At 74.2% G+C, this 23442-nt stretch carries 22 protein-coding genes; 17 read left to right on the forward strand and 5 right to left on the reverse strand.

Features of this window, described 5'->3' with window-relative positions:
* The first annotated feature begins 82 nt into the window (after positions 1 to 82).
* Entirely contained in the window at positions 83 to 1030 is a 948-nt protein-coding gene (locus ACFQ8E_RS07240; RefSeq protein WP_430549890.1) for a tyrosine recombinase XerC, read from the forward strand.
* A 165-nt stretch (positions 1031 to 1195) separates the two neighbouring features.
* Here ACFQ8E_RS07240 and ACFQ8E_RS07245 read toward each other — a convergent pair whose 3' ends face one another.
* Positions 1196 to 1588: a murein hydrolase activator EnvC family protein gene (locus ACFQ8E_RS07245; RefSeq protein WP_430549891.1), complete on the reverse strand. Its 393-nt coding sequence runs from the start codon at positions 1586 to 1588 to the stop codon at positions 1196 to 1198.
* Positions 1589 to 2318: 730 nt separating this feature from the next.
* On the opposite strand from ACFQ8E_RS07245, the gene rpsB reads away from it, so the two are divergent.
* From rpsB to ACFQ8E_RS07280, 7 genes are all read left to right on the forward strand, one after another.
* A complete protein-coding gene (gene rpsB / locus ACFQ8E_RS07250; protein WP_430549892.1) occupies positions 2319 to 3230 on the forward strand; it encodes a 30S ribosomal protein S2 in 912 nt (303 codons plus the stop codon).
* A gap of 113 nt (positions 3231 to 3343) precedes the next feature.
* On the forward strand, positions 3344 to 4183 hold the full coding sequence (gene tsf / locus ACFQ8E_RS07255) for a translation elongation factor Ts (protein WP_430549893.1): 840 nt from the start codon (positions 3344 to 3346) through the stop codon (positions 4181 to 4183).
* 261 nt (positions 4184 to 4444) lie between these two features.
* The gene (gene pyrH, locus ACFQ8E_RS07260) at positions 4445 to 5224 is read left to right on the forward strand and encodes a UMP kinase (RefSeq protein WP_430549894.1); all 780 of its coding nucleotides are present in this window, start codon (positions 4445 to 4447) and stop codon (positions 5222 to 5224) included.
* 65 nt (positions 5225 to 5289) lie between these two features.
* Entirely contained in the window at positions 5290 to 5847 is a 558-nt protein-coding gene (frr, locus tag ACFQ8E_RS07265; RefSeq protein ID WP_430549895.1) for a ribosome recycling factor, read from the forward strand.
* Entirely contained in the window at positions 5847 to 6743 is an 897-nt protein-coding gene (locus tag ACFQ8E_RS07270) for a phosphatidate cytidylyltransferase (protein WP_430549896.1), read from the forward strand. The genes frr and ACFQ8E_RS07270 overlap by 1 nt, the downstream gene beginning before the upstream one ends.
* 105 nt (positions 6744 to 6848) lie before the next feature.
* Complete coding sequence (rlmN, locus tag ACFQ8E_RS07275) at positions 6849 to 7940, forward strand: 23S rRNA (adenine(2503)-C(2))-methyltransferase RlmN (RefSeq protein ID WP_430549950.1); 1092 nt, start codon at positions 6849 to 6851, stop codon at positions 7938 to 7940.
* The gene (locus ACFQ8E_RS07280) at positions 7937 to 8488 is read left to right on the forward strand and encodes a DivIVA domain-containing protein (RefSeq protein ID WP_430549897.1); all 552 of its coding nucleotides are present in this window, start codon (positions 7937 to 7939) and stop codon (positions 8486 to 8488) included. Before rlmN ends, ACFQ8E_RS07280 begins: the two co-directional genes overlap by 4 nt.
* Positions 8489 to 8553: 65 nt before the next feature.
* On the opposite strand, the gene ACFQ8E_RS07285 is transcribed toward ACFQ8E_RS07280, so the two are convergent.
* A complete protein-coding gene (locus ACFQ8E_RS07285) occupies positions 8554 to 8958 on the reverse strand; it encodes a MerR family transcriptional regulator (protein ID WP_430549898.1) in 405 nt (134 codons plus the stop codon).
* Between the two features lie 70 nt (positions 8959 to 9028).
* On the opposite strand from ACFQ8E_RS07285, the gene ACFQ8E_RS07290 reads away from it, so the two are divergent.
* Entirely contained in the window at positions 9029 to 10300 is a 1272-nt protein-coding gene (locus tag ACFQ8E_RS07290; RefSeq protein WP_430549899.1) for an MFS transporter, read from the forward strand.
* 9 nt (positions 10301 to 10309) lie between these two features.
* Here the strand turns inward: ACFQ8E_RS07290 and ACFQ8E_RS07295 are convergent, their stop codons facing one another.
* The gene (locus tag ACFQ8E_RS07295) at positions 10310 to 11116 is read right to left on the reverse strand and encodes a hypothetical protein (RefSeq protein ID WP_430549900.1); all 807 of its coding nucleotides are present in this window, start codon (positions 11114 to 11116) and stop codon (positions 10310 to 10312) included.
* A 189-nt stretch (positions 11117 to 11305) separates the two neighbouring features.
* Between ACFQ8E_RS07295 and dxr the strand changes: the two genes are divergently transcribed.
* The 6 genes from dxr to ACFQ8E_RS07325 all read left to right on the forward strand — a co-directional run bounded on the left by dxr (position 11306) and on the right by ACFQ8E_RS07325 (position 18611).
* Positions 11306 to 12508 (forward strand): 1-deoxy-D-xylulose-5-phosphate reductoisomerase, encoded by a 1203-nt coding sequence (dxr, locus tag ACFQ8E_RS07300; RefSeq protein WP_430549901.1) that lies wholly within the window; start codon positions 11306 to 11308, stop codon positions 12506 to 12508.
* 67 nt (positions 12509 to 12575) lie between these two features.
* Positions 12576 to 13895 carry a M50 family metallopeptidase gene (locus ACFQ8E_RS07305; protein WP_430549902.1) on the forward strand — a complete coding sequence of 440 codons (1320 nt, stop codon included), beginning with the start codon at positions 12576 to 12578 and terminating at the stop codon, positions 13893 to 13895.
* A 136-nt stretch (positions 13896 to 14031) separates the two neighbouring features.
* Complete coding sequence (gene ispG / locus ACFQ8E_RS07310) at positions 14032 to 15174, forward strand: flavodoxin-dependent (E)-4-hydroxy-3-methylbut-2-enyl-diphosphate synthase (protein ID WP_430549903.1); 1143 nt, start codon at positions 14032 to 14034, stop codon at positions 15172 to 15174.
* Between the two features lie 79 nt (positions 15175 to 15253).
* Positions 15254 to 16204: a GNAT family N-acetyltransferase gene (locus ACFQ8E_RS07315; RefSeq protein WP_430549904.1), complete on the forward strand. Its 951-nt coding sequence runs from the start codon at positions 15254 to 15256 to the stop codon at positions 16202 to 16204.
* A gap of 116 nt (positions 16205 to 16320) precedes the next feature.
* Positions 16321 to 17418, forward strand: a complete 1098-nt coding sequence (gene tdh, locus ACFQ8E_RS07320; RefSeq protein ID WP_430549905.1) for an L-threonine 3-dehydrogenase — start codon at positions 16321 to 16323, stop codon at positions 17416 to 17418.
* Between the two features lie 2 nt (positions 17419 to 17420).
* On the forward strand, positions 17421 to 18611 hold the full coding sequence (locus tag ACFQ8E_RS07325) for a glycine C-acetyltransferase (RefSeq protein WP_430549906.1): 1191 nt from the start codon (positions 17421 to 17423) through the stop codon (positions 18609 to 18611).
* Positions 18612 to 18623: 12 nt separating this feature from the next.
* Here the strand turns inward: ACFQ8E_RS07325 and ACFQ8E_RS07330 are convergent, their stop codons facing one another.
* The gene (locus tag ACFQ8E_RS07330; protein ID WP_430549907.1) at positions 18624 to 19514 is read right to left on the reverse strand and encodes an Fpg/Nei family DNA glycosylase; all 891 of its coding nucleotides are present in this window, start codon (positions 19512 to 19514) and stop codon (positions 18624 to 18626) included.
* Between the two features lie 92 nt (positions 19515 to 19606).
* Here ACFQ8E_RS07330 and ACFQ8E_RS07335 point away from each other — a divergent pair, with 92 nt between their 5' ends.
* Positions 19607 to 21439 (forward strand): proline--tRNA ligase, encoded by a 1833-nt coding sequence (locus tag ACFQ8E_RS07335; protein ID WP_430549908.1) that lies wholly within the window; start codon positions 19607 to 19609, stop codon positions 21437 to 21439.
* Positions 21440 to 21467: 28 nt separating this feature from the next.
* Here ACFQ8E_RS07335 and ACFQ8E_RS07340 read toward each other — a convergent pair whose 3' ends face one another.
* Positions 21468 to 22664: a DUF4439 domain-containing protein gene (locus ACFQ8E_RS07340; protein ID WP_430549909.1), complete on the reverse strand. Its 1197-nt coding sequence runs from the start codon at positions 22662 to 22664 to the stop codon at positions 21468 to 21470.
* A 188-nt stretch (positions 22665 to 22852) separates the two neighbouring features.
* Here ACFQ8E_RS07340 and rimP point away from each other — a divergent pair, with 188 nt between their 5' ends.
* The gene (rimP, locus tag ACFQ8E_RS07345; RefSeq protein ID WP_430549910.1) at positions 22853 to 23440 is read left to right on the forward strand and encodes a ribosome maturation factor RimP; all 588 of its coding nucleotides are present in this window, start codon (positions 22853 to 22855) and stop codon (positions 23438 to 23440) included.
* Positions 23441 to 23442: the final 2 nt, after the last annotated feature.

Raw genomic sequence — 23442 nt, forward strand, 5'->3', positions numbered from 1 at the left:
GGGGGCCGCCCGGTCCGTGGACGACCTCGACACGCGCGCCGCCTCACCCGTCCCGGGACGGCTCAGGGGCACACTGACCTGGATGGACACCGATCCGGACCTCCCGCCGCTGCCGGCGCCGCTGGCGGAGGCGCTGGCGCGTTTCGACGAGTACCTCGAGGTCCAGCGGGGGCACTCGGCGCACACGCGACGCGCGTACCGCGCCGACGTCGGGTCGCTCCTGCGGTACGCGGTGCGGCACGGGGTCGACGCTCTGCCGGGGGTGGACGTGGGCGTGCTCCGTGGCTGGCTCGCCACCCAGGCCGAGCGTGGCCTGGCCCGGGCGACCATCGCCCGTCGCGGCGCCGCGGCGCGGACCTTCCTGCGGTGGGCCTACCGCGTGGGCCTGGTGCAGGCGGACCCGACGGCACGGCTGGCGAGCCCGAAGGTGTCGCGGACCCTGCCGACGGTGCTGAGCGCGGACGCGGCCGCGACGCTGCTCGACAGCGCCCGCGAGGCGGCGCACACCGCGGAGCCGGAGGACCGGCCGGCGGCCCTGCGCGCCTGGGCGGCGGCGGAGCTCCTCTACGGCAGCGGCATCCGCGTCGGCGAGCTGGTGCAGGTGGACGTTCCCGCCGTCGACCTCACGGAGCGGCTCGTGCGGGTGCTCGGCAAGGGCGGCAAGGAGCGGGTGGTGCCGTTCGGCGTCCCGGCGGCGCGCGCGGTGTCCGAGTGGTTGGCGCGCGGCAGGCCGGCACTGGTGCAGCCGACCTCGGGCGCCGCGCTCCTCCTGGGCGCGCGCGGGGGCCGCTGGGGTCAGCGACAGGTCCGCGACGCGGTGCACCAGCTCGCGGCCCGGGCGGGCGTGGAGGACGTCGCCCCGCACGCGCTGCGGCACTCCGCGGCGACGCACCTGCTGCAGGGCGGCTCGGACCTCCGGTCCGTCCAGGAGGTGCTGGGGCACTCCGACCTGGGCACCACCCAGCGGTACACCCACGTGGACGACGAGCGGCTGCGCAAGGTGTTCGTCCAGGCGTTCCCGCGCGCCTGACCGCCCCGGGCACTCGCTCGACGTCGCCCGGTCCGATCGCCCGTCCCGTTCGCCCGTCACGTTCGCCCGTCACGTTCGCCCGTCACGTTCGCCCGTCACGTTCGCCCGTACCGTTCGTCGGCACGGGCTCGTAGGAGTCGGCCCGACCGGCGTGCCCGCCTCCGCTCAGGGACCGCCGGGCAGCAGCACGATCGGTGGCGCCTGGCCGAGCAGGGCGAGCGGGTCGAGGTAGACCTCCCCGCGCAGCACGCCCCAGTGCACGCACCCGGCGGGCGCGCAGTGTCCCGGCCCGGCGGCGAGCGTGCCCACGACGTCGCCCTCGGCCACCGGGTCGCCGAGGCTCACCGAGGCTGTGACGGGTTCGAACGTGGACCGCAGGCCGCCGGGGTGCGCCACCACCACGACGGGCTTGCCCGCGACCTCCCCGGCGAACGACACCGTTCCCGCGGCCGGTGTCCGCACCCGCTCACCCGTCGCGGCGGCGAGGTCCACCCCGCGGTGGCCCGCGGCCCACTCCTCGGCCGGCGGATCGAACGTCTGCACGACGTCGCCGGGCACGGGGCGTGCCCACCCGTCGCTCCCCGACGACGGGACACGTGCCGACGGTGCCGCCCCAGCGAGCGGTGCTGCGACCAGGAGGACCGCGGCGCCGAGCACGACGAGAGCCGTGAGGAGTCCCCTGAGCGGTCTCGTGACGGTCGGGGCGGTAGAGGTGCGAAGCGTCATGGGGCGACGATGGCGAAGTCGGTAGACCGCCGGACGCGTCGGCCGAGGCGCTGTGGATCGCCCGTGGCACCCGACTCCTGGGGGCAGGCTCGGGACGTTCGTGCCGCGCGCCACGTCGTCCGCCGAGGGCGGTTCCGGCCGCGCTGGGCGGGGCGCCAGGTGGGCGATCGCCGGTGGGCTAGGAGGCCCGGAACCGTCGGGTAGACTGGCTGCCGCGATCGGCTTGTGCCTCGCCTCCCCGAACCATCCCGGTGGATCCCGTGGGCCGTCCTCGACGTCCTGCGGGCCCGCCGGTCGGGGGAGCGGACGCGAACCGGTCGACATCGCGCGTCACGTACGCGCCCCGCGACCCGGCCCGCCGGGTGCAGGGCGCGGCCGCGTCGGCAGCGGTCCGCCCCCGGTCCCCGGGAGCGGTGCCGGCCCGGCGTGACGCCAGGGGTGCCGGGCCCGATGCCCGTCACCGACGAACCGAGTACCGCGACCGGAGACCTGCAGCAGCAGCCCGGTCGCCCGACGCGCGTGCAGCCCGGAGGATCCGGCGCACGCGGCGAAAGGACGTGTCATGGCCGTCGTGACCATGCGCCAGCTCCTCGAGAGCGGTGTCCACTTCGGGCACCAGACCCGCCGTTGGAACCCGAAGATGAAGCGGTTCATCTTCACGGAGCGCAACGGCATCTACATCGTCGACCTCCAGCAGTCGCTGTCGTACATCGACCGCGCCTACGAGTTCGTCAAGGAGACCGTCGCCCACGGCGGCAGCATCCTGTTCGTCGGCACCAAGAAGCAGGCGCAGGAGCCCGTGGCCGAGCAGGCCGCCCGCGTCGGCATGCCGTACGTGAACCACCGCTGGCTCGGTGGCATGCTCACCAACTTCACCACGGTGCACAAGCGCCTCCAGCGCCTCAAGGAGCTCGAGGAGATCGACTTCGACGACGTCGCCGGCTCCGCGCTGACGAAGAAGGAGCTCCTCGTCCTGCGTCGCGAGAAGGACAAGCTCGCGCGCACGCTCGGCGGCATCCGTGACATGGCCAAGACGCCGTCCGCGGTCTGGATCGTCGACACCAACAAGGAGCACCTGGCCGTCAACGAGGCGAAGAAGCTGGGCATCCCGGTCGTCGCCATCCTCGACACCAACTGCGACCCCGACGACGTCGACTACGCCATCCCGGGCAACGACGACGCGATCCGCTCCGTCACGCTGCTCACCCGCGTGATCGCGGACGCGGCCGCCGAGGGCCTGCTGCAGCGTCACTCCGGCAAGAAGGGCGAGGCCGCGGAGACCGCCGAGGCCGAGCCGCTGGCCGAGTGGGAGCGCGAGCTCCTGGCCGGCGCCGAGGCCGCCCAGGCCGAGGCCCCCGCCGCCGAGGCCACCGAGGCGCCCGCCGCCGAGGAGGCCCCGGCCGCCGAGGTCGCGACCGAGGAGGCCCCCGCCGCCGAGGAGACGCCGGCCGCCGAGGCCGAGAAGTCCGAGTGAGTCCTCGCGGGCCGGTCACCCCCGGGTGACCGGCCCGCGGACCGCCGCACGACCCACTCCGCCCGGCTCCCGACCGGGGCCGGGCGGACCTCGAACCAGCACGGAGGACATCCATGGCGAACTACACCGCCGCTGACATCAAGGCGCTGCGCGAGCGCACCGGTGCCGGCATGCTCGACGTCAAGAAGGCGCTCGACGAGGCCGACGGCAACACCGACCAGGCGATCGAGATCATCCGCAAGAAGGGTCTGGCCCGCGCCGCCAAGCGCGAGGGCAACGCGACCACCGAGGGCCTCGTGGCCGTCAAGGTCGCCGACTCCGCGGCCGGCCAGGTCGCCACGATGATCGAGCTCGACGCCGAGACGGACTTCGTCGTCAAGAACGAGAAGTTCATCGCCCTCGCCGACGCGGTCCTCGAGGCCGTCGCCGCCGCGGGTGCCACGGACGCCGAGTCCGGCCTCGCCGCCCCGGCCGCCGAGGGCACCGTGGCCGACACCATCGCCGCCCAGGGCGCCACGATGGGGGAGAAGGTCGTGCTGCGCCGCGTGGCCCGCCTCGAGGCCCCCAAGGTGACGACCTACCTGCACAAGACGGCCAAGGACCTGCCGCCGTCGATCGGTGTGCTCGTCGCCACCGACGACGCGGCCGAGCCCGTCGCCAAGGACGTCGCGCAGCACATCGCCGCGCTCGCCCCGAAGTACCTGTCCCGCGAGGACGTCCCGGCGGACGTCGTCGAGAAGGAGCGCGAGATCGCGCGCGAGGTCTCGATCGCCGAGGGCAAGCCCGAGGCCGCGCTGCCGAAGATCGTCGAGGGTCGCCTCAACGGCTTCTTCAAGGACGCCGTGCTCGTGGACCAGCCGCTGGCCAAGGACACGAAGACGACCGTCGCCAAGCATGTCGCCACCACCGGCGGCAACCTGCTCGGCTTCGTCCGCTTCCGCGTCGGCAGCTGACGCCTCCCCGCGCTCAGGCCCGACCGCACCGTGCGCGGTGCGGTCGGGCCTTCGCGTACCCGCCCGCGCCCGCCCCCTGACGGGGCGGGAGCCGCCGTCCGGTGCCAGGATGCGCGGAGGGCGACCACGTACCACCGAACACGAACCACCGGGCGAGCGCGCCCGACCTGCCGGGCCCGTCGACGGCGGTGCACGGCGGACGCGGACATGCCGCAGGACATGCGGAACAGACCGGCATGCGGAACAGACCAGAGAGCGACGGTGACCCACGTGACCGAGACCAACCAGACCGAGCGGACCAGCACGACGGGCGAGGCGACCGGTGAGGCCGCGCCCGCGCGCCGGGTGCTCCTCAAGCTCTCCGGCGAGACCTTCGGGGGCGGCAGCGTGGGCCTCGCGACCGACGTCGTGCGGCGGATCGCGCAGGAGATCGGCGACGCCGTCCGGCAGGGCGTGCAGGTCGCGATCGTCTCCGGCGGCGGCAACTTCTTCCGGGGCGCCGAGCTCTCCCGCGCCGGCCTGGACCGCGCGCGCGCCGACTACATGGGCATGCTCGGCACGGTGATGAACTGCCTCGCGCTGCAGGACTTCCTCGAGCAGGACGGCGTCAAGACGCGCGTGCAGACCGCGATCACCATGGGCCAGGTCGCCGAGCCGTACATCCCGCTGCGCGCGATCCGGCACCTGGAGAAGGGGCGGGTCGTGATCTTCGGCGCGGGCGCCGGCATGCCGTACTTCTCCACCGACACCGTGTCGGTCCAGCGTGCCCTGGAGACGCACTGCGACGAGGTCCTCATGGGCAAGAACGGCGTGGACGCCGTCTACTCGGCCGACCCGCGCACGGACCCGGACGCCGAGCGCCTCGAGCACCTGACCTACACCGACGCCCTGGTGCGCGGTCTGAACGTGATGGACGCCACCGCGCTGTCCCTGTGCCGGGACAACGACGTGCGCATGCGTGTCTTCGGCCTCGAGGAGCCGGGTAACGTGACCCGCGCGCTGCTGGGCGAGAAGATGGGCACGCTGGTCACCACCCACTGACGCCGCACCAGCCGTACGACCCCACGCAGCACGACGACGAGCACGACGACGAGAATGGAGCACCGGTGATCGACGACACCCTCCTCGAGGCCGAGGAGAAGATGGACAGGGCGATCGAGGTCGCCAAGGAGGAGTTCGCGGGGATCCGCACGGGCCGCGCCAGCTCGGGCATGTTCTCGAAGATCACCGTGGACTACTACGGCGCCCCGACGCCCCTGCAGCAGCTCGCGTCGTTCAACATCCCGGACGCTCGCACGGTGCTCATCTCCCCGTTCGACAAGGGCTCGATGACCACCATCGAGAAGGCGCTGCGCGAGTCCGACCTGGGCGTCAACCCGTCCAACGACGGCAACGCGATCCGCATCATCATGCCCGCCCTCACGGAGGAGCGCCGTCGCGACTACGTGAAGCTCGCGAAGACGAAGGCGGAGGACGCCCGCATCTCGGTGCGCAACGTCCGCCGCAAGGCCAAGGAGGAGCTGGACCGCATCGTCAAGGACGGCGAGGCCGGCGAGGACGAGGTCACGCGGGCCGAGAAGGAGCTGGAGTCGCTGACGAAGAAGCACGTCGACGCGATCGACCAGCTGCTCGCCGGCAAGGAGAGCGAGCTGCTCGAGGTCTGATGGTGGCCCATCCCCTCGAACCGGGCGAGGACGCGTCCCCGCTCGACCCGGCCACCGCCGGGGCGGCGGACCCGACGTCGTCGCGCGCCGGCCGCAACCTCCCCGTGGCGATCGCGGTCGGCGTCCTGCTGCTCGTCGGCGTCGCGGCGTCCCTGTGGTTCCGGCCCGAGCCGTTCGTCGCGGTCGCGGCGGTCGCGGTCGGTGCCGCGCTGTGGGAGCTGCGGCAGGCCTTCGCCCGCCGGGACATCCACCTGCCGATGCTGCCGCTGCTCGTGGGCGGCGCGGGCATGGTGGTCTCGGCGTACACCGCGGGACCCGAGGCGCTGCTCGTCGCGTACGTGCTGACCGTCGGCGCCGTCGTCGTCTGGCGGGTGCTGGACGGCCCCGGGCCGCAGGCGCTGCGCGACTGCGCGGCCGCGGTCTTCGCGGCCACCTACGTGCCGTTCCTGGCGGGCTTCGTCCTGCTGCTGCTCGCGCAGCCCGACGGCGAGCTGCGGGTGGCCCTGTTCATCCTCCTGGCCGTGGCGAACGACACCGGCGGGTACATCGCCGGGGTGACGATGGGCCGCCACCCGCTGGCACCCACCGTGAGCCCGAAGAAGACCTGGGAGGGCCTGGGTGGCTCGCTCGTGCTGGCCACGGCCGTGGGTGTCGCGGGCGCGGTGCTCGCCCTCGACGCGAGCCCGGTGCTCGGCATCGTGCTCGGCGTGCTCACCGCGATCACGGCCACCGTGGGCGACCTCGCCGAGTCCCTCATCAAGCGGGACCTAGAATTGAAGGACATGGGTTCGCTGCTCCCGGGTCACGGGGGTGTGCTGGACCGCCTCGACTCGCTGGTCGTCACCGCCCCGTTCGTGTACCTCGTGCTCACGATGGCGCCCACGACCGCCCTGTAAGGACACGTCATGCCCCCCACCACCGCCCGTCCCGCGACGTCCGGCGCCGACCTCGGGTTCCCCGCGGTCCGGCCGGGCGACGAGACCGCGCCGATGCCCCTGCAGATGGCGCCGCGCCGCCGGGGCAAGCCGCCGAGGCACTTCGCCGACCTCACGCCCGCCGAGCGCGTCGCGTCGATCCAGGAGATGGGGGAGAAGCCGTTCCGGGCCAAGCAGCTCGCGACGCACTACTTCCAGCACTACACGTCCGACCCGGAGCAGATGACCGACCTGCCGGCGAAGACGCGCGAGGCCATCGCGACGACGATGTTCCCGCAGCTCATCCGCCCGACCCGGCGTCTCGAGGCCGATGGCGGCACCACCGTCAAGACGCTGTGGCACCTGTTCGACGACGCCAAGGTCGAGTCGGTGCTCATGCGCTACCCGCACCGCACCACGCTGTGCGTGTCGTCGCAGGCGGGGTGCGGCATGGCGTGCCCGTTCTGCGCGACGGGCCAGCTGGGCCTCACGCGCAACCTGTCGACGGCGGAGATCCTCGAGCAGGTGCGCGCGGCGAACCGGTCGCTCGCGGCGGGAGAGATCCCCGGGGGGCCCACGCGGCTCAACAACCTCGTGTTCATGGGGATGGGCGAGCCGCTGGCGAACCCGAAGGCCGTCTTCGAGACGGTCCGCGCCCTGGTCGCGCCGCAGCCCGAGGGCTTCGGCATGTCGGCGCGCAACATCACCGTCTCGACCGTGGGACTGGTGCCCGCGATCGAGAAGCTCACGAAGCTCGAGATCCCGGTGACGCTCGCCCTCAGCCTGCACGCGCCCGACGACGACCTGCGCAGCGAGCTCGTGCCGATCAACACCCGGTGGAGCGTGGACGAGGCCCTCGACGCCGCACGGCGCTACTTCGAGGTCACCGGGCGGCGCGTGTCGATCGAGTACGCGCTCATCAAGGACATGAACGACCACGGCTGGCGCGCCGACCTGCTGGGGGAGAAGCTCAACGCGCGCGGGCGCGGCTGGGTGCACGTCAACCCCATCCCGCTCAACCCCACGCCCGGGTCCATCTGGACCGCGAGCGAGCGTGATGTCGAGGACGAGTTTGTGGCCCGCTTGCGCGGGCACGGCATCCCCACCACGATCCGTGACACCCGCGGGAGCGACATCGACGGCGCCTGCGGGCAGCTGGCTGCCGAGGAGGACGAGTGAGCGCACTGTTCAGCACGGTGTCCGCGATGCGCACCGGGTACGACCGCGACGAGGTCGAGGACTTCTTCGACCACGCCCGGCAGGCGTACGAGGGTCGCACCGCGGAGCCCCTGTCGCACGCCGACATCCAGGTGTCGACGTTCGACCTGGTGCGCGGCGGCTACGACACGCACGAGGTCGACGCGGCGCTGGACCGTCTCGAGTCGGCGTTCATCGCGCGGCAGCGCGCCGAGTACGTGGCGGCGCACGGGCAGGAGGCGTGGATGGCCGCGCTGGCCGACCGCGCCCGTACGATGTACGGGCGCCTGGGGCGGCCCGACGGCGACAAGTTCGCCCCGGCCGACCGCGGCGAGCAGGGCTACGACCCGGACGACGTCGACGCGCTGTGCGACCGGCTCGTCGCCTACTTCGACCGGCAGGAGCCGCTGAGCTCCGGCGAGATCCGCTCGGCCACCTTCGGCCGGGCCAAGGGGTCGGACGCCTACGCCGAGGGTCCGGTCGACCGGTTCTTCGCCCGCGCGATCGAGGTGCTGCTCGGGGTCGAGTGACCTCCCGGGGCACGACCGCGAGACCTGACGAGGGCCGCCGACGACACGTCGGCGGCCCTCGTCGTTCACCGGCCGGAGGTCGTGGCGGCGCCCGCCGCGGCCTCCGACAGGACGGCGGCCTGCTCGGTGCGGGTGAGGACGTCACGGATCGTGTCCCGGCTGCGGGTGAGGCAGGCGATCTTGTCCTCGATGCCCACGAGCTCCGTGGCGAGCATCTCCGCGACCGTGCGTGGGCAGGTCGGCGCCTCGGACCGGCTCGTCGTCTCCATGTCGAGCAGCACCTTGATCAGGCGTGTGGGGATCCCGGCACGCACCATCCCGGCCACCCTGGACACGCGCTCGACGTCGTCCTCGGAGTAGGTGCGGTACCCGTTCGCCGCGCGGTCGGCCACGAGCAGGCCCTGCTGCTCGTAGTACCGCACGAGGCGCGGCGCGACGCCCGCGCGCCGGGCGAGCTCGCCGATCTTCATCTCGCACCTCCAGGAGTGACCGGGTTCACACTTGACATTGACATCAATGTCAAACTCTAGCGTCGGACACATGACGACACCAGGATCTCCCCCCACCCCGTCCGACGGGCTCCCGTGGCCCTCCCTGCTGGTCCTCGGCACGGCGACCTTCACGATGGTCACCGCCGAGATGCTGCCGACCGCCGTGCTGCCGCAGATGAGCGCGGGGCTCGGCGTCTCCGAGGCGCGCACCGGGTTGCTCGTGTCCGTGTGGGCCGCCGCGGTGGTGGTGGCGAGCTTCCCGCTCGTGCGCCTCGTCGCCGGCAGGGACCGGCGCGCCGTGGTCGCGGTCGCGCTCGGCGTCCTGGCCGCCTCGTCCCTCGCCACCGCGCTGGCGCCGACGTACGGCGTCGCCGTGGGGGCGCGACTGGTGGGTGCGGCCGCCGTCGGGCTCCTGTGGGCGTCCGCGAACGCGCACGTCGCCGACCTGGTGCCCGACCGGCTGCTCGCCCGCTCGATCGCCGTGGTGCTGGGTGGCGCCACCCTCGGCATGGTGCTCGGCACGCCGCTCGCCAGCCTCGTCACCCGGGTGGTCGGCTGGCGGGCCGCGTTCGCCGGCCTCGCGCTGCTGACGCTGGTGGTCGCCGTCCTGGTGCGACTCGTCGTCGCGCGTGCGGCCGCGCCCGCCACGGAGCGGCCCGGTGAGGGGGCGACGCCGGGCGCCGCGGGACCCGCGCCGGCCGGGGGGCCCGGTCCGATGATCACGGTCACGGCGATCGTCGGCGTGCTGCTGGTGGGGCACTACGGCGCGTACACGTACGTGACGCGCATCGTCGAGGTGCCGGCCGACGCGCTGCCGGGCGGCGTGAGCGGGCTGCTCCTGGTGTTCGGCGTCGCGTCCGCGCTGGGCGTGGTCCTGGCCGGCCGGTTCGGGGCGCGGACCGCCCCCGTGCTCGCGCTCGCTGCCGGCGGGACCGCGCTCGCCCTGCTCGGGCTGGCGGTGGTGGACGTGCATCCGGCCCTCGGTGTGGCCGTCGTCGTGCTGTGGGGCGTGTCGTCGGGCGCGCTGCCTCCCCTGGCGCAGACGCTGATCCTGCGCCTCGGCGGGCCGCAGCGGCGGGCGACGTCGTCGGCGCTGATCCCGGTGGTGTTCAACGGCGGCATCGCCGTCGGGGCCGCGCTGGCGTCGTGGGTCGTGGCGGGCGGCGGTGTCGGGGCGCTGCCGGTCCCTGCGGCCGTCGTGGTCGCGGTGACCGCCGTCGCGCTCGGCGCCGGGGCGCGGGCCTGGTCGACGCCGACGGTTGTGGAGAGCGGTGGTGACCGCGCCGGTCGCGCGGTGGCCGAGAGTCCTGCCGGGGTCTGACCCCGCCCGTCAGCAGGCGGGGGCGAGGGCGGAGCCGCTGCCCGTGTTGAGGTAGGCGTCGGACACCCAGTTGCTCGGGCCGATGCGGTACCAGAGGTTCGTGGTGCCGCGGGTGCCCGTGACCGTCTGGCCGCGCGCGTGGCAGAGCAGCGGCACGCGCGCGGTGTCGGCGGCGACGCCGGTCCACCGGTATCCGGTGCCCGGGCCGGTGCGGACGTTGAGGGTGCCGCCGTCGGCGGAGACGATCCCGGTCCGGGCGGAGCCCTGCCACAGGTAGGTCACGTCGATCCAGGCGTTGGAGCGCAGGCCCAGGCCGTCCCAGTAGGTGCCGTCCGCCAGGTCGATGCCTGCGGGGTTGGTGACCTTGCGGCCGAAGAGGTCCTTGCCGCCGTGGTGGCCGAGCCGGTAGGCGGCGGACGCCTGCGGGGTCCCCTTCGGGAGGTCGCGCGCGGCGTGCCGGGTGGAGCTCCAGTAGTCGTCGGTGGTGTTCCACGGCCCGACGTCCCACACCGGCGCGTACTCGCACCGCGCGCTGTCGGCGCGGCAGACCCGGACGGAGTACGCGCCGTCGCCGTCGGCGGACAGGGCGCGCCGGGAAGGCAGGGCGACGAAGTGGTCCCGCTTCTCGATCGTGTGGCCGTTCGCGGTGCGCTTGCCCACCAGGCCCTCGCGGGTCGCGAAGATGCGGTGGGTCTCGCCGTCGCCGTCCGCGGCGGCGGGTGCCGCCACGCCGACGACCGCCCCGGTGACGAGGGCGGCGATCCCGGCGAGGGTGGACATGGCGCGCTTGCCGACTATCACGCGATAAGGACGCATGTATGCGAACGTAACCGGCGTCACACCCTGCCGCGACCGGGCGAGAGAGGTCCTTGTCCGGAAGTCAAGCACCGGAGCGGGTGAATTCCGCGCGATTCCGCGGCGAGTCGCCGGGTGGGACGGCGGGGTGGGTCGACGGGGTGGGACGACGCGGCCGAACGAGCGTGGGGGCCTGGGATGATGGGCGCCATGCCCGACCTCGCGACCCCCCGCACCGTCACGCTCCTCGGTTCCACCGGCTCGATCGGCACGCAGGCCATCGACGTCGTGCGGGCCCACCCCGGGCGGTTCCGGGTGGAGGCGCTGAGCGCGGGCGGGTCCGACGTCGTGCTGCTCGCGGAGCAGGTCGCGACCGTGGGGGCGCGCACGGTCGCCGTCGCGGACGGCGCCCGCGCGGACGAGCTGCGGGCCGCCCTGGTCGAGCGGCTCGGCGCCGCGGCGGGCGACGTCGAGGTGCTGGCCGGGCCGGCGGCGGCGACCGAGCTGGCGGGCCGCGGCAGCGACGTCGTCCTCAACGGCATCACCGGGTCGGTGGGCCTGCGGCCCACGCTCGCGGCGCTCGAGGGCGGCTCGACGCTGGCGCTGGCGAACAAGGAGTCGCTCGTGGTGGGCGGCTCGCTGGTCAAGGCCGCGGCCGCGCCCGGGCAGATCGTGCCGGTGGACTCCGAGCACTCGGCGATCGCCCAGGCGCTGCGCGCCGGCGCGCACTCACCCGATCAGAGCGAGGTGCGGCGCCTGGTGCTCACGGCCTCCGGCGGACCGTTCCGCGGTCGCAGCCGCGACGACATCAAGAAGGTCACGGTCGACGAGGCGCTCGCCCACCCCACCTGGGCGATGGGGCCGGTGGTGACGGTGAACTCGGCCTCGCTGATGAACAAGGGCCTCGAGCTCATCGAGGCGCACCTGCTCTTCGACGTGCCGGTCGACGACATCACCGTGGTGGTGCACCCCCAGTCGGTGGTGCACTCCATGGTCGAGTTCCACGACGGGTCGACGATCGCGCAGGCGTCCCCGCCGGACATGCGGCTGCCCATCGCGCTCGGGCTGTCCTGGCCGGAGCGGCTCGACGTCGTCTCCCCGCCCTGCGACTGGACGCGCGCCGCGTCGTGGACGTTCGAGCCGCTCGACGAGGACACGTTCCCGGCGGTCGGGCTGGCGCGCGCCGCCGCCGCGGCGTCGGCCACCCACCCCGCCGTCTACAACGCGGCGAACGAGCAGGGGGTGGCCGCGTTCCTCGCCGGGCGCATCGGTTTCCTCGACATCGTCGAGACGGTGGAGCGGGTGCTGGCCGAGCACGACGGCGTCGCGGCCGCCGGCGTCACGCTCGACGCCGTCGAGGGCGCCGAGCGCTGGGCGCGGGCCCGCGCGGACGAGATCCTCGCGCGGTCCTGACGAACCCTCCACGCCCGCGCGACCGGGGCGTGCGGCGGGTCGCCGCAGGTGTCCTAGGCTCGACGCCGTGGACGTTCTCTCCTGGGTGGTCGGCATCGCCGTGATGGTCGTGGGCCTCGCCCTCTCCATCGGCCTGCACGAGGTGGGCCACATGGTGCCCGCGAAGAAGTTCGGCGTGCGCGTGAGCCAGTACATGGTCGGCTTCGGCCCCACGCTGTGGTCGCGCACCAAGGGGGAGACCGAGTACGGGGTCAAGGCGATCCCGCTGGGCGGCTACGTGCGGATGGTCGGCATGATGCCGCCCGCACCCGAGGGCACCCGCCGTCGCGGCGGCTTCTTCGGGCAGGCGATCGCCGACGCGCGCGACGCGTCCGTGAGCGAGATCCGCCCCGGCGAGGAGCACCGCGCCTTCTACCACCTGTCCACGCCCAAGAAGCTCGTCGTGATGCTCGGCGGCCCGGTGATGAACCTCCTCATCGCGGTCGTGCTCACGTTCGTCGTCCTCGTGGGCATCGGGGCGCCGACGGTGACCACGACCGTCGGCGCGGTGAGCGAGTGCACGCCCACGTCGACGACGGCGGAGGGGGCGCCCGTGTGCGGCGACGACGCCGCGCCGTCCCCGGCGGCCGCGGCGGGTCTGCGTCCGGGCGACGAGATCGTCGAGTGGGACGGCACGGCCGTGACGTCGTGGGAGCAGCTCTCCGGCGCGATCGCGGACGCCCCCGACCAGCAGGTCCCGGTGGTCGTGCTGCGCGACGGCGCGGAGGTCCCGCTGACCGTCACGACGTCGGACCGGCAGGTCCCGGTGGTCGAGGCCGACGGCACCGCGAAGGTCGGCGCCGACGGACAGCCGGTCACGGAGACCGCGGGGTTCCTGGGCGTCACACCGACGCAGGAGTACGAGCCGCTGCCGGTCTCGACCGTCCCGGAGGCGGTCTGGCAGCAGGTCTCCGGCACGGCGGGCATGATCGTCACGCTCCCGGTGCGCATCGGCGACGCCGCGGTGCAGGCGTTCACCGACGAGCCGCGGTCGCAGGACTCCGTGGTGTCCGTGGTCGGTGTCGGCCGGATGGCCGTGGACGCCGTCGCCGCGGACGCCCCCGTGGTCAGCACGCTGCAGTTCCTGCTGAGCCTGCTGGCCGCGCTCAACGTGGCGCTCTTCGTCTTCAACCTCATCCCGCTGCTGCCGCTGGACGGCGGGCACGTCGTCAACGCCCTGTACGAGGGCGCCAAGCGCACGCTCGCGCGGCTGCGCGGGCTCCCGCGGCCCGGTCCGGCCGACGTCGCGCGGATGATGCCGGTGGCCTACGTGATGTTCGTCGTGCTCGTCGGCACCGGGGCGATCCTCATCGTCGCAGACCTGGTCGACCCGGTACGCCTGGGCTGAGGACCCTCGCCGCCGGCCCGGTCCGGTGAAGGTCGTGCGTGACGACGCGCGGGGATTCCGTGCCGGTGCGGTGCCCGCGTGCGTAGCACCCGCCCGCAGGCGCGATACTGGCACCGTGACTGCGATCAATCTCGGCATGCCTACTCCGCCCGCGCCCACGCTGGCCCCGCGCCGCAAGTCCCGCAAGATCCAGGTGGGCAAGGTGGCCGTCGGCGGTGACGCGCCGATCAGCATCCAGTCCATGACGACGACCCCGACGACGGACATCAACGCGACGCTGCAGCAGATCGCGGAGCTGACGGCGTCGGGCTGCGACATCGTGCGCGTCGCGGTGCCGACCATCGACGACGCGGAGGCGCTGCCCGCCATCGCGAAGAAGTCGCAGATCCCGGTCATCGCGGACATCCACTTCCAGCCCAAGTACGTGTTCGCCGCGATCGACGCCGGCTGCGCCGCCGTGCGCGTGAACCCGGGCAACATCCGCAAGTTCGACGACCAGGTCAAGGAGATCGCGAAGGCGGCCTCCGACGCCGGGGTCTCGCTGCGGATCGGCGTCAACGCCGGCTCCCTCGACAAGCGCCTGCTGGAGAAGTACGGCAAGCCGACCGCGGAGGCGCTGGTCGAGTCCGCCGTGTGGGAGGCGAGCCTGTTCGAGGAGCACGGCTTCCACGACTTCAAGATCTCCGTGAAGCACAACGACCCGGTGGTCATGGTGCGCGCCTACGAGCTGCTCGCGCAGCGCGGCGACTGGCCGCTGCACCTCGGCGTCACCGAGGCGGGCCCGGCGTTCCAGGGCACGATCAAGTCGGCCACCGCGTTCGGGGCCCTGCTCAGCCAGGGCATCGGCGACACGATCCGGGTGTCGCTGTCCGCGCCGCCGGTCGAGGAGGTCAAGGTCGGCACGCAGATCCTGCAGGCGCTCAACCTGCGCCCGCGCAAGCTCGAGATCGTCTCCTGCCCGTCGTGCGGCCGCGCCCAGGTGGACGTCTACACGCTCGCCGAGAAGGTCACCGCGGGTCTCGAGGGGATGACGGTCCCGCTGCGCGTCGCGGTCATGGGTTGCGTCGTCAACGGCCCGGGCGAGGCGCGCGAGGCCGACCTCGGCGTCGCGTCGGGCAACGGCAAGGGCCAGATCTTCGTCAAGGGCGAGGTCATCAAGACCGTCCCGGAGGCGATGATCGTCGAGACCCTCATCGAGGAGGCGATGCGCATCGCCGAGACGATGCCCGCCCCCGAGAACGAGGCGCAGGCCGGGGCCCCCGAGGTCACGGTCGGCTGACGGTCCGGCCGACAGGTCGACCTGTGGCGGCCGCATCGGGGACGATGGCGGGAGGGCCCACGGCGGCGAAGGGGGCGTGATGGGCGGCTGGCGACCGGCGGTGCGGGCGCGCGGCGACGCGCGCGGCCTCGACGTGCGCCGCCCGCGGGCCCGCGTCCTCGGCCAGGAGGACCTCGCCGAGGCCCGCGCCCTGTGCGCCCTCGACCCGGTGACGTCGGTGCTCGCGGCGGCGCGGCTCGAGGTGGCGGCGGTGGCGGGCTTCGCCGCCGCCGGCGGGCAGGCCTGGGGCTTCCCGGCGACGGGCCCGCTGGTCGCGGTCTGCTGGTCCGGCGCGAACCTCGTCCCCGTGCTGGCCCCGGACCTCGCGGGCCGCGACGCGGACGACGCCGTCGCCGCGTTCGCCGCGACGGCCCGCGCCCAGGGGCGGCGCTCCTCGTCGATCGTGGGGGAGCGGACGGCGGCGCTCGCGCTCTGGGACCTGCTCGCGCCCCGCTGGCCGCCGGCGCGCGAGGTGCGCGCCGACCAGCCGTCCCTCGCGATCGCGCGCGACCCCGACGTGGAGCCCGACCCGGAGGTGCGGCGCTCGACCCTCGGCGAGGTGGACGCCGTGCTGCCCGCCTGCGTGCGGATGTTCGCGGAGGAGGTCGGCTACGCCCCGGCCGCGTCGCCGGGCAGCGCGTACGCCCTGCGCGTGCGCTCCCTCGTGGCCGAGGGGCGGTCGTTCGTGCGCATGGAGGCAGCCGGTTCGACCTCGGGCGCGGGCACCGGACCCGGGCCCTTCGTCGCCTTCAAGGCCGAGCTGGGCGCGGTCGCGGGCGGGGTGGCGCAGGTGCAGGGCGTGTGGGTCGACCCGCTGCGGCGCGGGCGCGGCCTGGCCGCGCCCGGCATGGCCGCCGTCGTCGTCGCGACGCGGCGCGAGGTGGCGCCCGTGGTCTCGCTGTACGTCAACGCCTTCAATGCGCCCGCGCTCGCCACCTACCGGCGCGTGGGCTTCGAGCAGGTCGGCACGTTCACGACGGTGCTGTTCTGACCGGTGCCCTGCGGTTCCCGGATCTGTCCGGATCGTGAGATGGTACGGCGCGTGACGACGCGAGCGACGGCGGCAGCCGGGGTGAGGTCCGTGAGGGGTCGACGGGCGGGACGACGATGAGGGCGCTGTACAAGCCGGGGCCGGGCCCCGGGCTGGAGCTGGTGGAGCGGCCCGAGCCGGAGGCCGGCATCGGCGACGTGAAGATCCGGGTGCTGCGCACCGGCATCTGCGGCACCGACCTGCACATCGACCGCTGGGACGACTGGGCCGCGTCCACGATCGCGGCGCCGCTGGTGCCCGGCCACGAGTTCGTCGGCGAGGTCGTCGAGGTCGGGGAGACGGTGCACGACGTCGCCGTGGGCGACCTCGTCTCGGGCGAGGGGCACATCGTCTGCGGCACCTGCCGCAACTGCCGCGCCGGGCGCCGCCAGATGTGCATCCGCACCCAGGGCCTCGGCCTGCACCGCGACGGCGCGTTCGCCGAGTACGTCGTGCTGCCCGCCACCAACGTGTGGGTGCACCACGCCGAGGTCGACCTGGACGTCGCGGCGATCTTCGACCCGCTCGGCAACGCGGTCCACACGGCGCTCGCGTTCCCGGTGATCGGCGAGGACGTGCTCGTGTCCGGCTGCGGGCCCATCGGGCTCATGGCGATCGCCGTCGCCCGGCACGCGGGCGCCCACCTCGTGGTGGGCACGGACGTCAGCCCGGCCCGGCTCGAGATGGCCAAGGCCATGGGCGCGGACGCCGCCCTCGACGTGCGCACGGCCCGGGTCGCCGACGCGCAGCGCGAGCTCGGCCTGCGCGAGGGGTTCGACGTCGGCTTCGAGATGAGCGGGGCGCCGAGCGCGCTGCCCGAGATGATCGAGAACATGAACCACGGCGGGCGGATCGCGATGCTCGGCCTGCCGTCCGGGCCGATCGCCGTCGACTGGGGCACGGTCGTGACCCACATGCTCACGCTCAAGGGCATCTACGGCCGGGAGATGTTCGAGACGTGGCAGGCGATGGACGCGATGCTGCGCACCAGCGCGACCCTGCGGACGGCGATCGCGTCGGTCGTGACCGACCGGCTCCCCGCGAGCCGCTGGCGCGAGGGGTTCGAGGCCGCGGCCTCCGCACACGGCGGCAAGGTCGTGCTCGACTGGACGGACTGGGGCGACGCGCAGGACGACGCGCAGGACGACGCGCAGGACGACGAGGGGAAGGCGTAGCGATGTACGGGACGTTCCGGGAGCACCTGGCGGGCCAGCTCGCCGAGATCGAGAGCGCGGGTCTCACCAAGCACGAGCGCGGCATCGCCGGCCCGCAGGGCGCGCGCATCCGCGCCGACGGCGCCGAGCTGCTCAACTTCTGCGCCAACAACTACCTCGGGCTGGCCGACGACCCGCGCATCGTCGCGGCGGCGCGGCACGCCCTCGACACGTGGGGCTACGGGCTGGCGAGCGTGCGGTTCATCTGCGGCACGCAGGACCAGCACCGCGACCTGGAGCAGCGCCTGGCGGGCTTCCTGGGGACGGACGACTCGATCCTGTTCTCGTCGTGCTTCGACGCCAACGGCGGGGTCTTCGAGACGCTGTTCGGCGCCGACGACGCGATCGTGTCGGACGCGCTCAACCACGCCTCGCTCATCGACGGCATCCGCCTGTCGAAGGCCGCCCGGTTCCGCTACCGGAACCGGGACATGGCCGACCTCGAGGACCAGCTCCGCGCGGCGCGCGACGGCGGCGCCCGCCACGTCGTGGTCGTCACGGACGGCGTGTTCTCGATGGACGGCTACCTCGCGCCGCTGCGCGAGATCTGCGACCTCGCCGACCGGTACTCCGCGCTCGTCCTCGTGGACGACTCGCACGCGGTGGGGTTCATGGGCGACCACGGCCGCGGGACGCCGGAGCTGCTCGGCGTCGCGGACCGCGTGGACATCCTCACGGGCACGTTCGGCAAGGCCCTGGGCGGCGCGTCCGGCGGCTACGTCGCGGCGCACCAGGAGATCGTCGACCTGCTGCGGCAGCGCGCCCGCCCCTACCTGTTCTCGAACACGCTGGCGCCGACGATCGTGGCGGGCACCCTCACGGCGCTCGACCTCGTGGAGGGCTCCGCGGACCTGCGCGCCCGGCTGACCGAGAACGCCGCCCTGTTCCGTCGTCTCATGACCGAGGCGGGCTTCGACCTGCTGCCCGGCGAGCACCCGATCGTGCCGGTGATGTTCGGCGACGCCGTGCTCGCGGCGAAGGTGGCGGCGGCGATGGGGGAGCGCGGCGTGTACGTCACGGCCTTCTCGTTCCCGGTCGTGCCGCGCGGCGAGGCGCGCATCCGCGTCCAGCTCTCCGCCGCCCACACGCCGGAGCAGGTCCGCGCGTGCGTCGACGCCTTCGTGGCGTCGCGCGACGCGGTCGCGGCAGGCTGACCGGCAGGCCTGCTACTTCAGCAGCCTCGACATCCGCCGGTCGGCGAGCACCTGCCCGCCGGTCTGGCAGGTGGCGCAGTACTGCAGCGAGCGGTCGGCGAAGCTGACCTCGCGCACGACGTCGCCGCAGACCGGGCACGCCTCGCCCGTGCGGCCGTGCACGCGCATCCCCGCGCGCTTGGCGTCCTTGAGCTCCTTGGCGGGCTTGCCCGACGACGCCGCGACGGCGTCGCGCAGGGTGGTGACGACGGCGTCGTGCAGCGCCGCGACCTCGTCCGGGGTGAACGACCGGGTGAGCTTGAACGGCGAGACCCGCGCGACGTGCAGGATCTCGTCGGAGTAGGCGTTGCCGATCCCGGCGATCGCCCGCTGGTCGCGCAGCAGGCCCTTGACCTGCTGGTTCCTGTCCTGCATCAACGCGGCGAGAGCGTCCGGGGTGAAGGCGTCCGAGAGCGGGTCGACGCCGAGCGTGGCGACCTGCTCCACCTCCCGCGGGTCGCGTACCACGTGCACCGCCAGGCGCTTGCGGGTGCCCGCCTCGGTGAGGTCGAAGCCTGCGCCGTCGTCGAGCCGCACCCGCAGCGCCAGCGCCGCCCCGCGCGACGAGCCGCCCATGCGCGGGCGTACCGGCGTGGTCGGCGCCTGGTCCGACCAGCGCACCCAGCCGCCGCGCGACAGGTGGAACAGCAGGTGCGTCTCGCCGCCGTCGGGACCGGCCGTGAGATCGAGCCACTTGCCGTGGCGGGTGACGCCGTGGACCTCCTGGCCGACGAGCGCGGTCACGGGCGGGTCGAACGTCTTGAGCGCGGCGATGGCCGCGACGTCGGCGGCGACGACGCGGTGGCCGGACGTACGAGCGTCGAGGAACTCCGCCAGCGCCTGCACCTCGGGAAGCTCGGGCATGCCGCCATGCTGCCAGCACGGTGCGACGGCGACCAGTGATGCGACGGCGACACCGGCCGGGGGAGGCCCGCCGCGCCGCTAGGCTTGCCCCCATGTCGATCGCGTCCGCCCGTCAGCCCCAGGGCGACCTGCTCCGCCTGTCCCACCTCTTCGTCCGCACCCTGCGCGAGGACCCGGCCGACGCCGAGGTCGCGAGCCACCGGCTGCTGGTGCGCGCCGGCTACATCCGCCGCGCGGCCCCCGGCATCTACTCCTGGCTGCCGCTCGGCCTGCGCGTGCTGGCGAAGATCGAGGCCGTCGTCCGTGAGGAGATGGAGGCGATCGGTGCGCAGGAGGTGCACTTCCCGGCGCTGCTGCCGCGCGAGCCCTACGAGGCCACCGGCCGCTGGACCGAGTACGGCCCCAACCTCTTCCGGCTGCAGGACCGCAAGGAGGCCGACTACCTCCTGGCGCCCACGCACGAGGAGCTGTTCACGCTGCTGGTGAAGGACCTGTACTCGTCGTACAAGGACCTGCCCCTCGCGCTGTACCAGATCCAGACGAAGTACCGCGACGAGGCCCGGCCCCGCGCCGGCCTCATCCGCGGGCGCGAGTTCATCATGAAGGACGCCTACTCCTTCGACATCGACGACGAGGGCCTCGCGGCGGCGTACGAGCGCCAGCGCGGCGCGTACCAGCGGATCTTCGACCGCCTCGGCCTCGACTACGTCATCGTCTCCGCGACCTCCGGCGCGATGGGCGGCTCCCGCTCGGAGGAGTTCCTGTCCCCGTCGCCCATCGGCGAGGACACGTTCGTGCGCTCGGCGGGCGGGTACGCCGCGAACGTCGAGGCCGTGGTCACGCCCGTGCCGGACGCGCTCCCGTACGACGACGCCCCGGCCGCGCACGTCGAGGACACCCCCGACACCCCGACCATCGAGTCGCTGGTGGCGTGCGCGAACGAGAAGCACGCCCGCCCCGCCCGTCCCTGGACCGCCGCGGACACGCTGAAGAACGTGGTGCTCGCCGTCACGCACCCGGACGGTCGGCGCGAGCTGCTCGTCGTGGGGCTGCCGGGCGACCGCGAGGTCGACGTCAAGCGTCTCGAGGCCTCCCTCACCCCGGCCGAGGCCGAGCCCGCCACCGAGGCGGACTTCGCCGCGCACCCCGAGCTCGTCAAGGGGTACATCGGCCCCGGCGTGCTGGGGCCGCAGGGCGCGCAGGTCGAGGCCGAGGACGGCTCGACGAGCTCCGCGATCCGGTACCTGCTCGACCCGCGCGTGGTGCCCGGCACCCGGTGGATCACCGGCGCCGACGCCCCGGGCCGGCACGTCTTCGACCTGGTGGCGGGCCGCGACTTCGCCGCCGACGGCACCATCGAGGCGGCCGAGGTGCGCGCCGGCGACCCCGCGCCCGACGGCTCCGGGCCCCTCGAGCTCGCGCGGGGCATCGAGATCGGCCACATCTTCCAGCTCGGCCGCAAGTACGCCGAGGCGCTCGACCTCAAGGTGCTCGACGTGAACGGCAAGGCCGTGACCGTCACCATGGGCTCGTACGGGATCGGCGTGACGCGGGCCCTCGCGGCGCTCGCGGAGGTCAACCACGACGACAAGGGCCTCGCGTGGCCGGCGCACGTCGCCCCCGCGCACGTGCACGTCGTCGCGACCGGCAAGGGCACGGAGGTGTTCGACGCCGCCGAGAAGCTCGCCACCGAGCTGGTCGACGCGGGCGTCGAGGTGATCTACGACGACCGCCCCAAGGTGTCGCCCGGCGTGAAGTTCGCCGACGCGGAGCTCTTCGGCGTGCCGCTGATCGTCGTCGTCGGCCGCGGTCTCGCGGACGGCCTGGTGGAGGTGCGCCCGCGCGCCGGAGCGTCGGAGCAGGTCCCCGTGGCCGACGCGGCGCGGGTCGTGACCGAGCGCGTCGCGGCCCTGCTGGCGGACTGACACCACCGCGCGGGACGTCCCGCGGAGGTCAGGCGGACGCGTCGTCCCCGGCCTGCTCCGGCAGGCCGGGGAACGGCTCGGGCTCGGCGCCCCAGTCGTCGAGGGCCACGGCGGAGTCGACCAGCAGGTCGACGAGCACCCCGCGGGTGCCGGCCGCCGTCGTGCCGACGAGGGACGCGTAGTCCGTGGCGAGGTCGTTCTCCAGGTCGATCACCAGCGCGTCGTCGCCCTGGTCCGCGAGCCGCGGCACGGCGTAGGCGGCGCGACGCGGGTCGTCCGCCGTGGCCTGCGTGCCCGCCACGGCAGCCCACCCGTCGGCCCGCTGCGCGTGCACCTCGACCCGCTCGAGCAGCCGTTCGCGCGTCGTGCCCGAGCCGATCGCCGCCCGCAGCTGCAGCGCGTAGCGGGTCGCGTCCTCGGACACGACGAGCGTGCTCAGGTCGTGGGGCGTCAGCCCTTCGGGCACCGGTCCGTCGTCCGCCGCTCCCTCGTCCGCCTGCCCGTCCGCCTCGCCGTCGTCCTGCCCGGCGGCGGAGGCGTCGTCGGAGGGAACGTCGGGGGAGGGCACCTCCTGCTCGGCCTCCTCGGCGTCCTCCTCGGTGTCCGCGTCGTCCTGGTCGGCCTCCACCGGCACGGGCACGCGAGGTTCGACGACGTCGGGCCCGGCGACGTCGACCAGCGCCGCGAGGCGCTCGCCCGAGACGGTCTGGGCAGCGCCGACCGACGCCAGCAGCCGGGCCAGCGGCCCGTCGCCGGTGGTCCCGGCGGCCGTCCGCGACCGGGCGGCCGCGTCGTCGAGCGCCTGGACGACGTCGGCCGGGGTCGCCCTGTCCCAGGCCGAGGACTGCGTGTCGGTGGGCGCGCCGGTGGCGAGGCCGGAGTCGTACTCGCCGCCGAGCGCCTCGGCCTGCTCGCGCGAGGACGCGGCGATGCGCGTGAGCTCGGCGACGACACGCTTGCGGGACGTGGGCACCTCCTCGAGCGCGGCCTCGGCGCCGTCGGCCACGAGGAGGGCGTCCGCGACGGCGGTGCGGCGCACCACCTCGAGGCTGTCGGGCACCGGCTCGCCCGCGGGAGGGGCCTCCAGCCGTACCCCGCACCCGGCGAGGAGCCCGACGGCGAGCAGCGCCCCCGCGGCGGCCAGGGGGCGGCGCCGGGCGGCGGTCGGGGCCGCGCCGGTCACGTCGTCGTCGGCGGACCGGTCGGGGGTGGGCTGAGGTTCCATCGAGGCCGATGATGCCACGCGCGCGGCCCCGCCCGTGTGACGTTCCTCCGCCCGTCGGGGGCGGCGGACGGCGCGGGACCGGCCCGTCGTTCGTTACGCTGGTCGCTGCACACAACGACACACCGGCCGCGGGACGTCCCGGCGCGGGAGCACACGGCAGTCCACGACGTGACCCACGGGAGGCAGGGATGGCAGCGCAGCACGGCCGCACGACGGCGGGCGGGGCGAAGGCCGAGGCGGTGCGGCGGGTCGTCACCCCGGCGGTCGACGCCGCGGACCTGTTCCTCGAGGACGTCGTCGTCACGCAGGCCGGGGCGAAGTCGGTCGTGCGCGTCACGGTGGACCTCCCCGAGGACGTGCCGGGCAGCCTCGACTCCGACACCCTCGGCGACGTCTCGCGCGCGATCTCCGCCGCGCTGGACGCCGACGACGTCGTCCCCGGCGCGTACACGCTCGAGATCTCGACGCCCGGCACCTCCCGGCCGCTGACCGAGGTGCGCCACTTCCGGCGCGCCCGCGGCCGCCTGGTGGTGCTGCGGCTGCGCACGGGGGGCACGACGTCGGGCCGCCTGGTGGACGTCGAGGCCGGGGCGGGCGACGACGCGGAGCTCGTGCTGGAGGACGGCACCCGGGTGCCCCTCGCCGACGTGCGCCAGGGCAAGATCGAGGTCGAGCTGAAGCGCCTGGACGAGGCGCCCCTCGACACGGACACGGACACGGTCACGGGCGCCGCCCGGGACCACACCACGGGCTCTGCCCGTCACGAGGAGGGCTGACG

This window comes from Isoptericola sp. NPDC056573 (genome assembly GCF_042793335.1).
Classification (GTDB): domain Bacteria; phylum Actinomycetota; class Actinomycetes; order Actinomycetales; family Cellulomonadaceae; genus Isoptericola.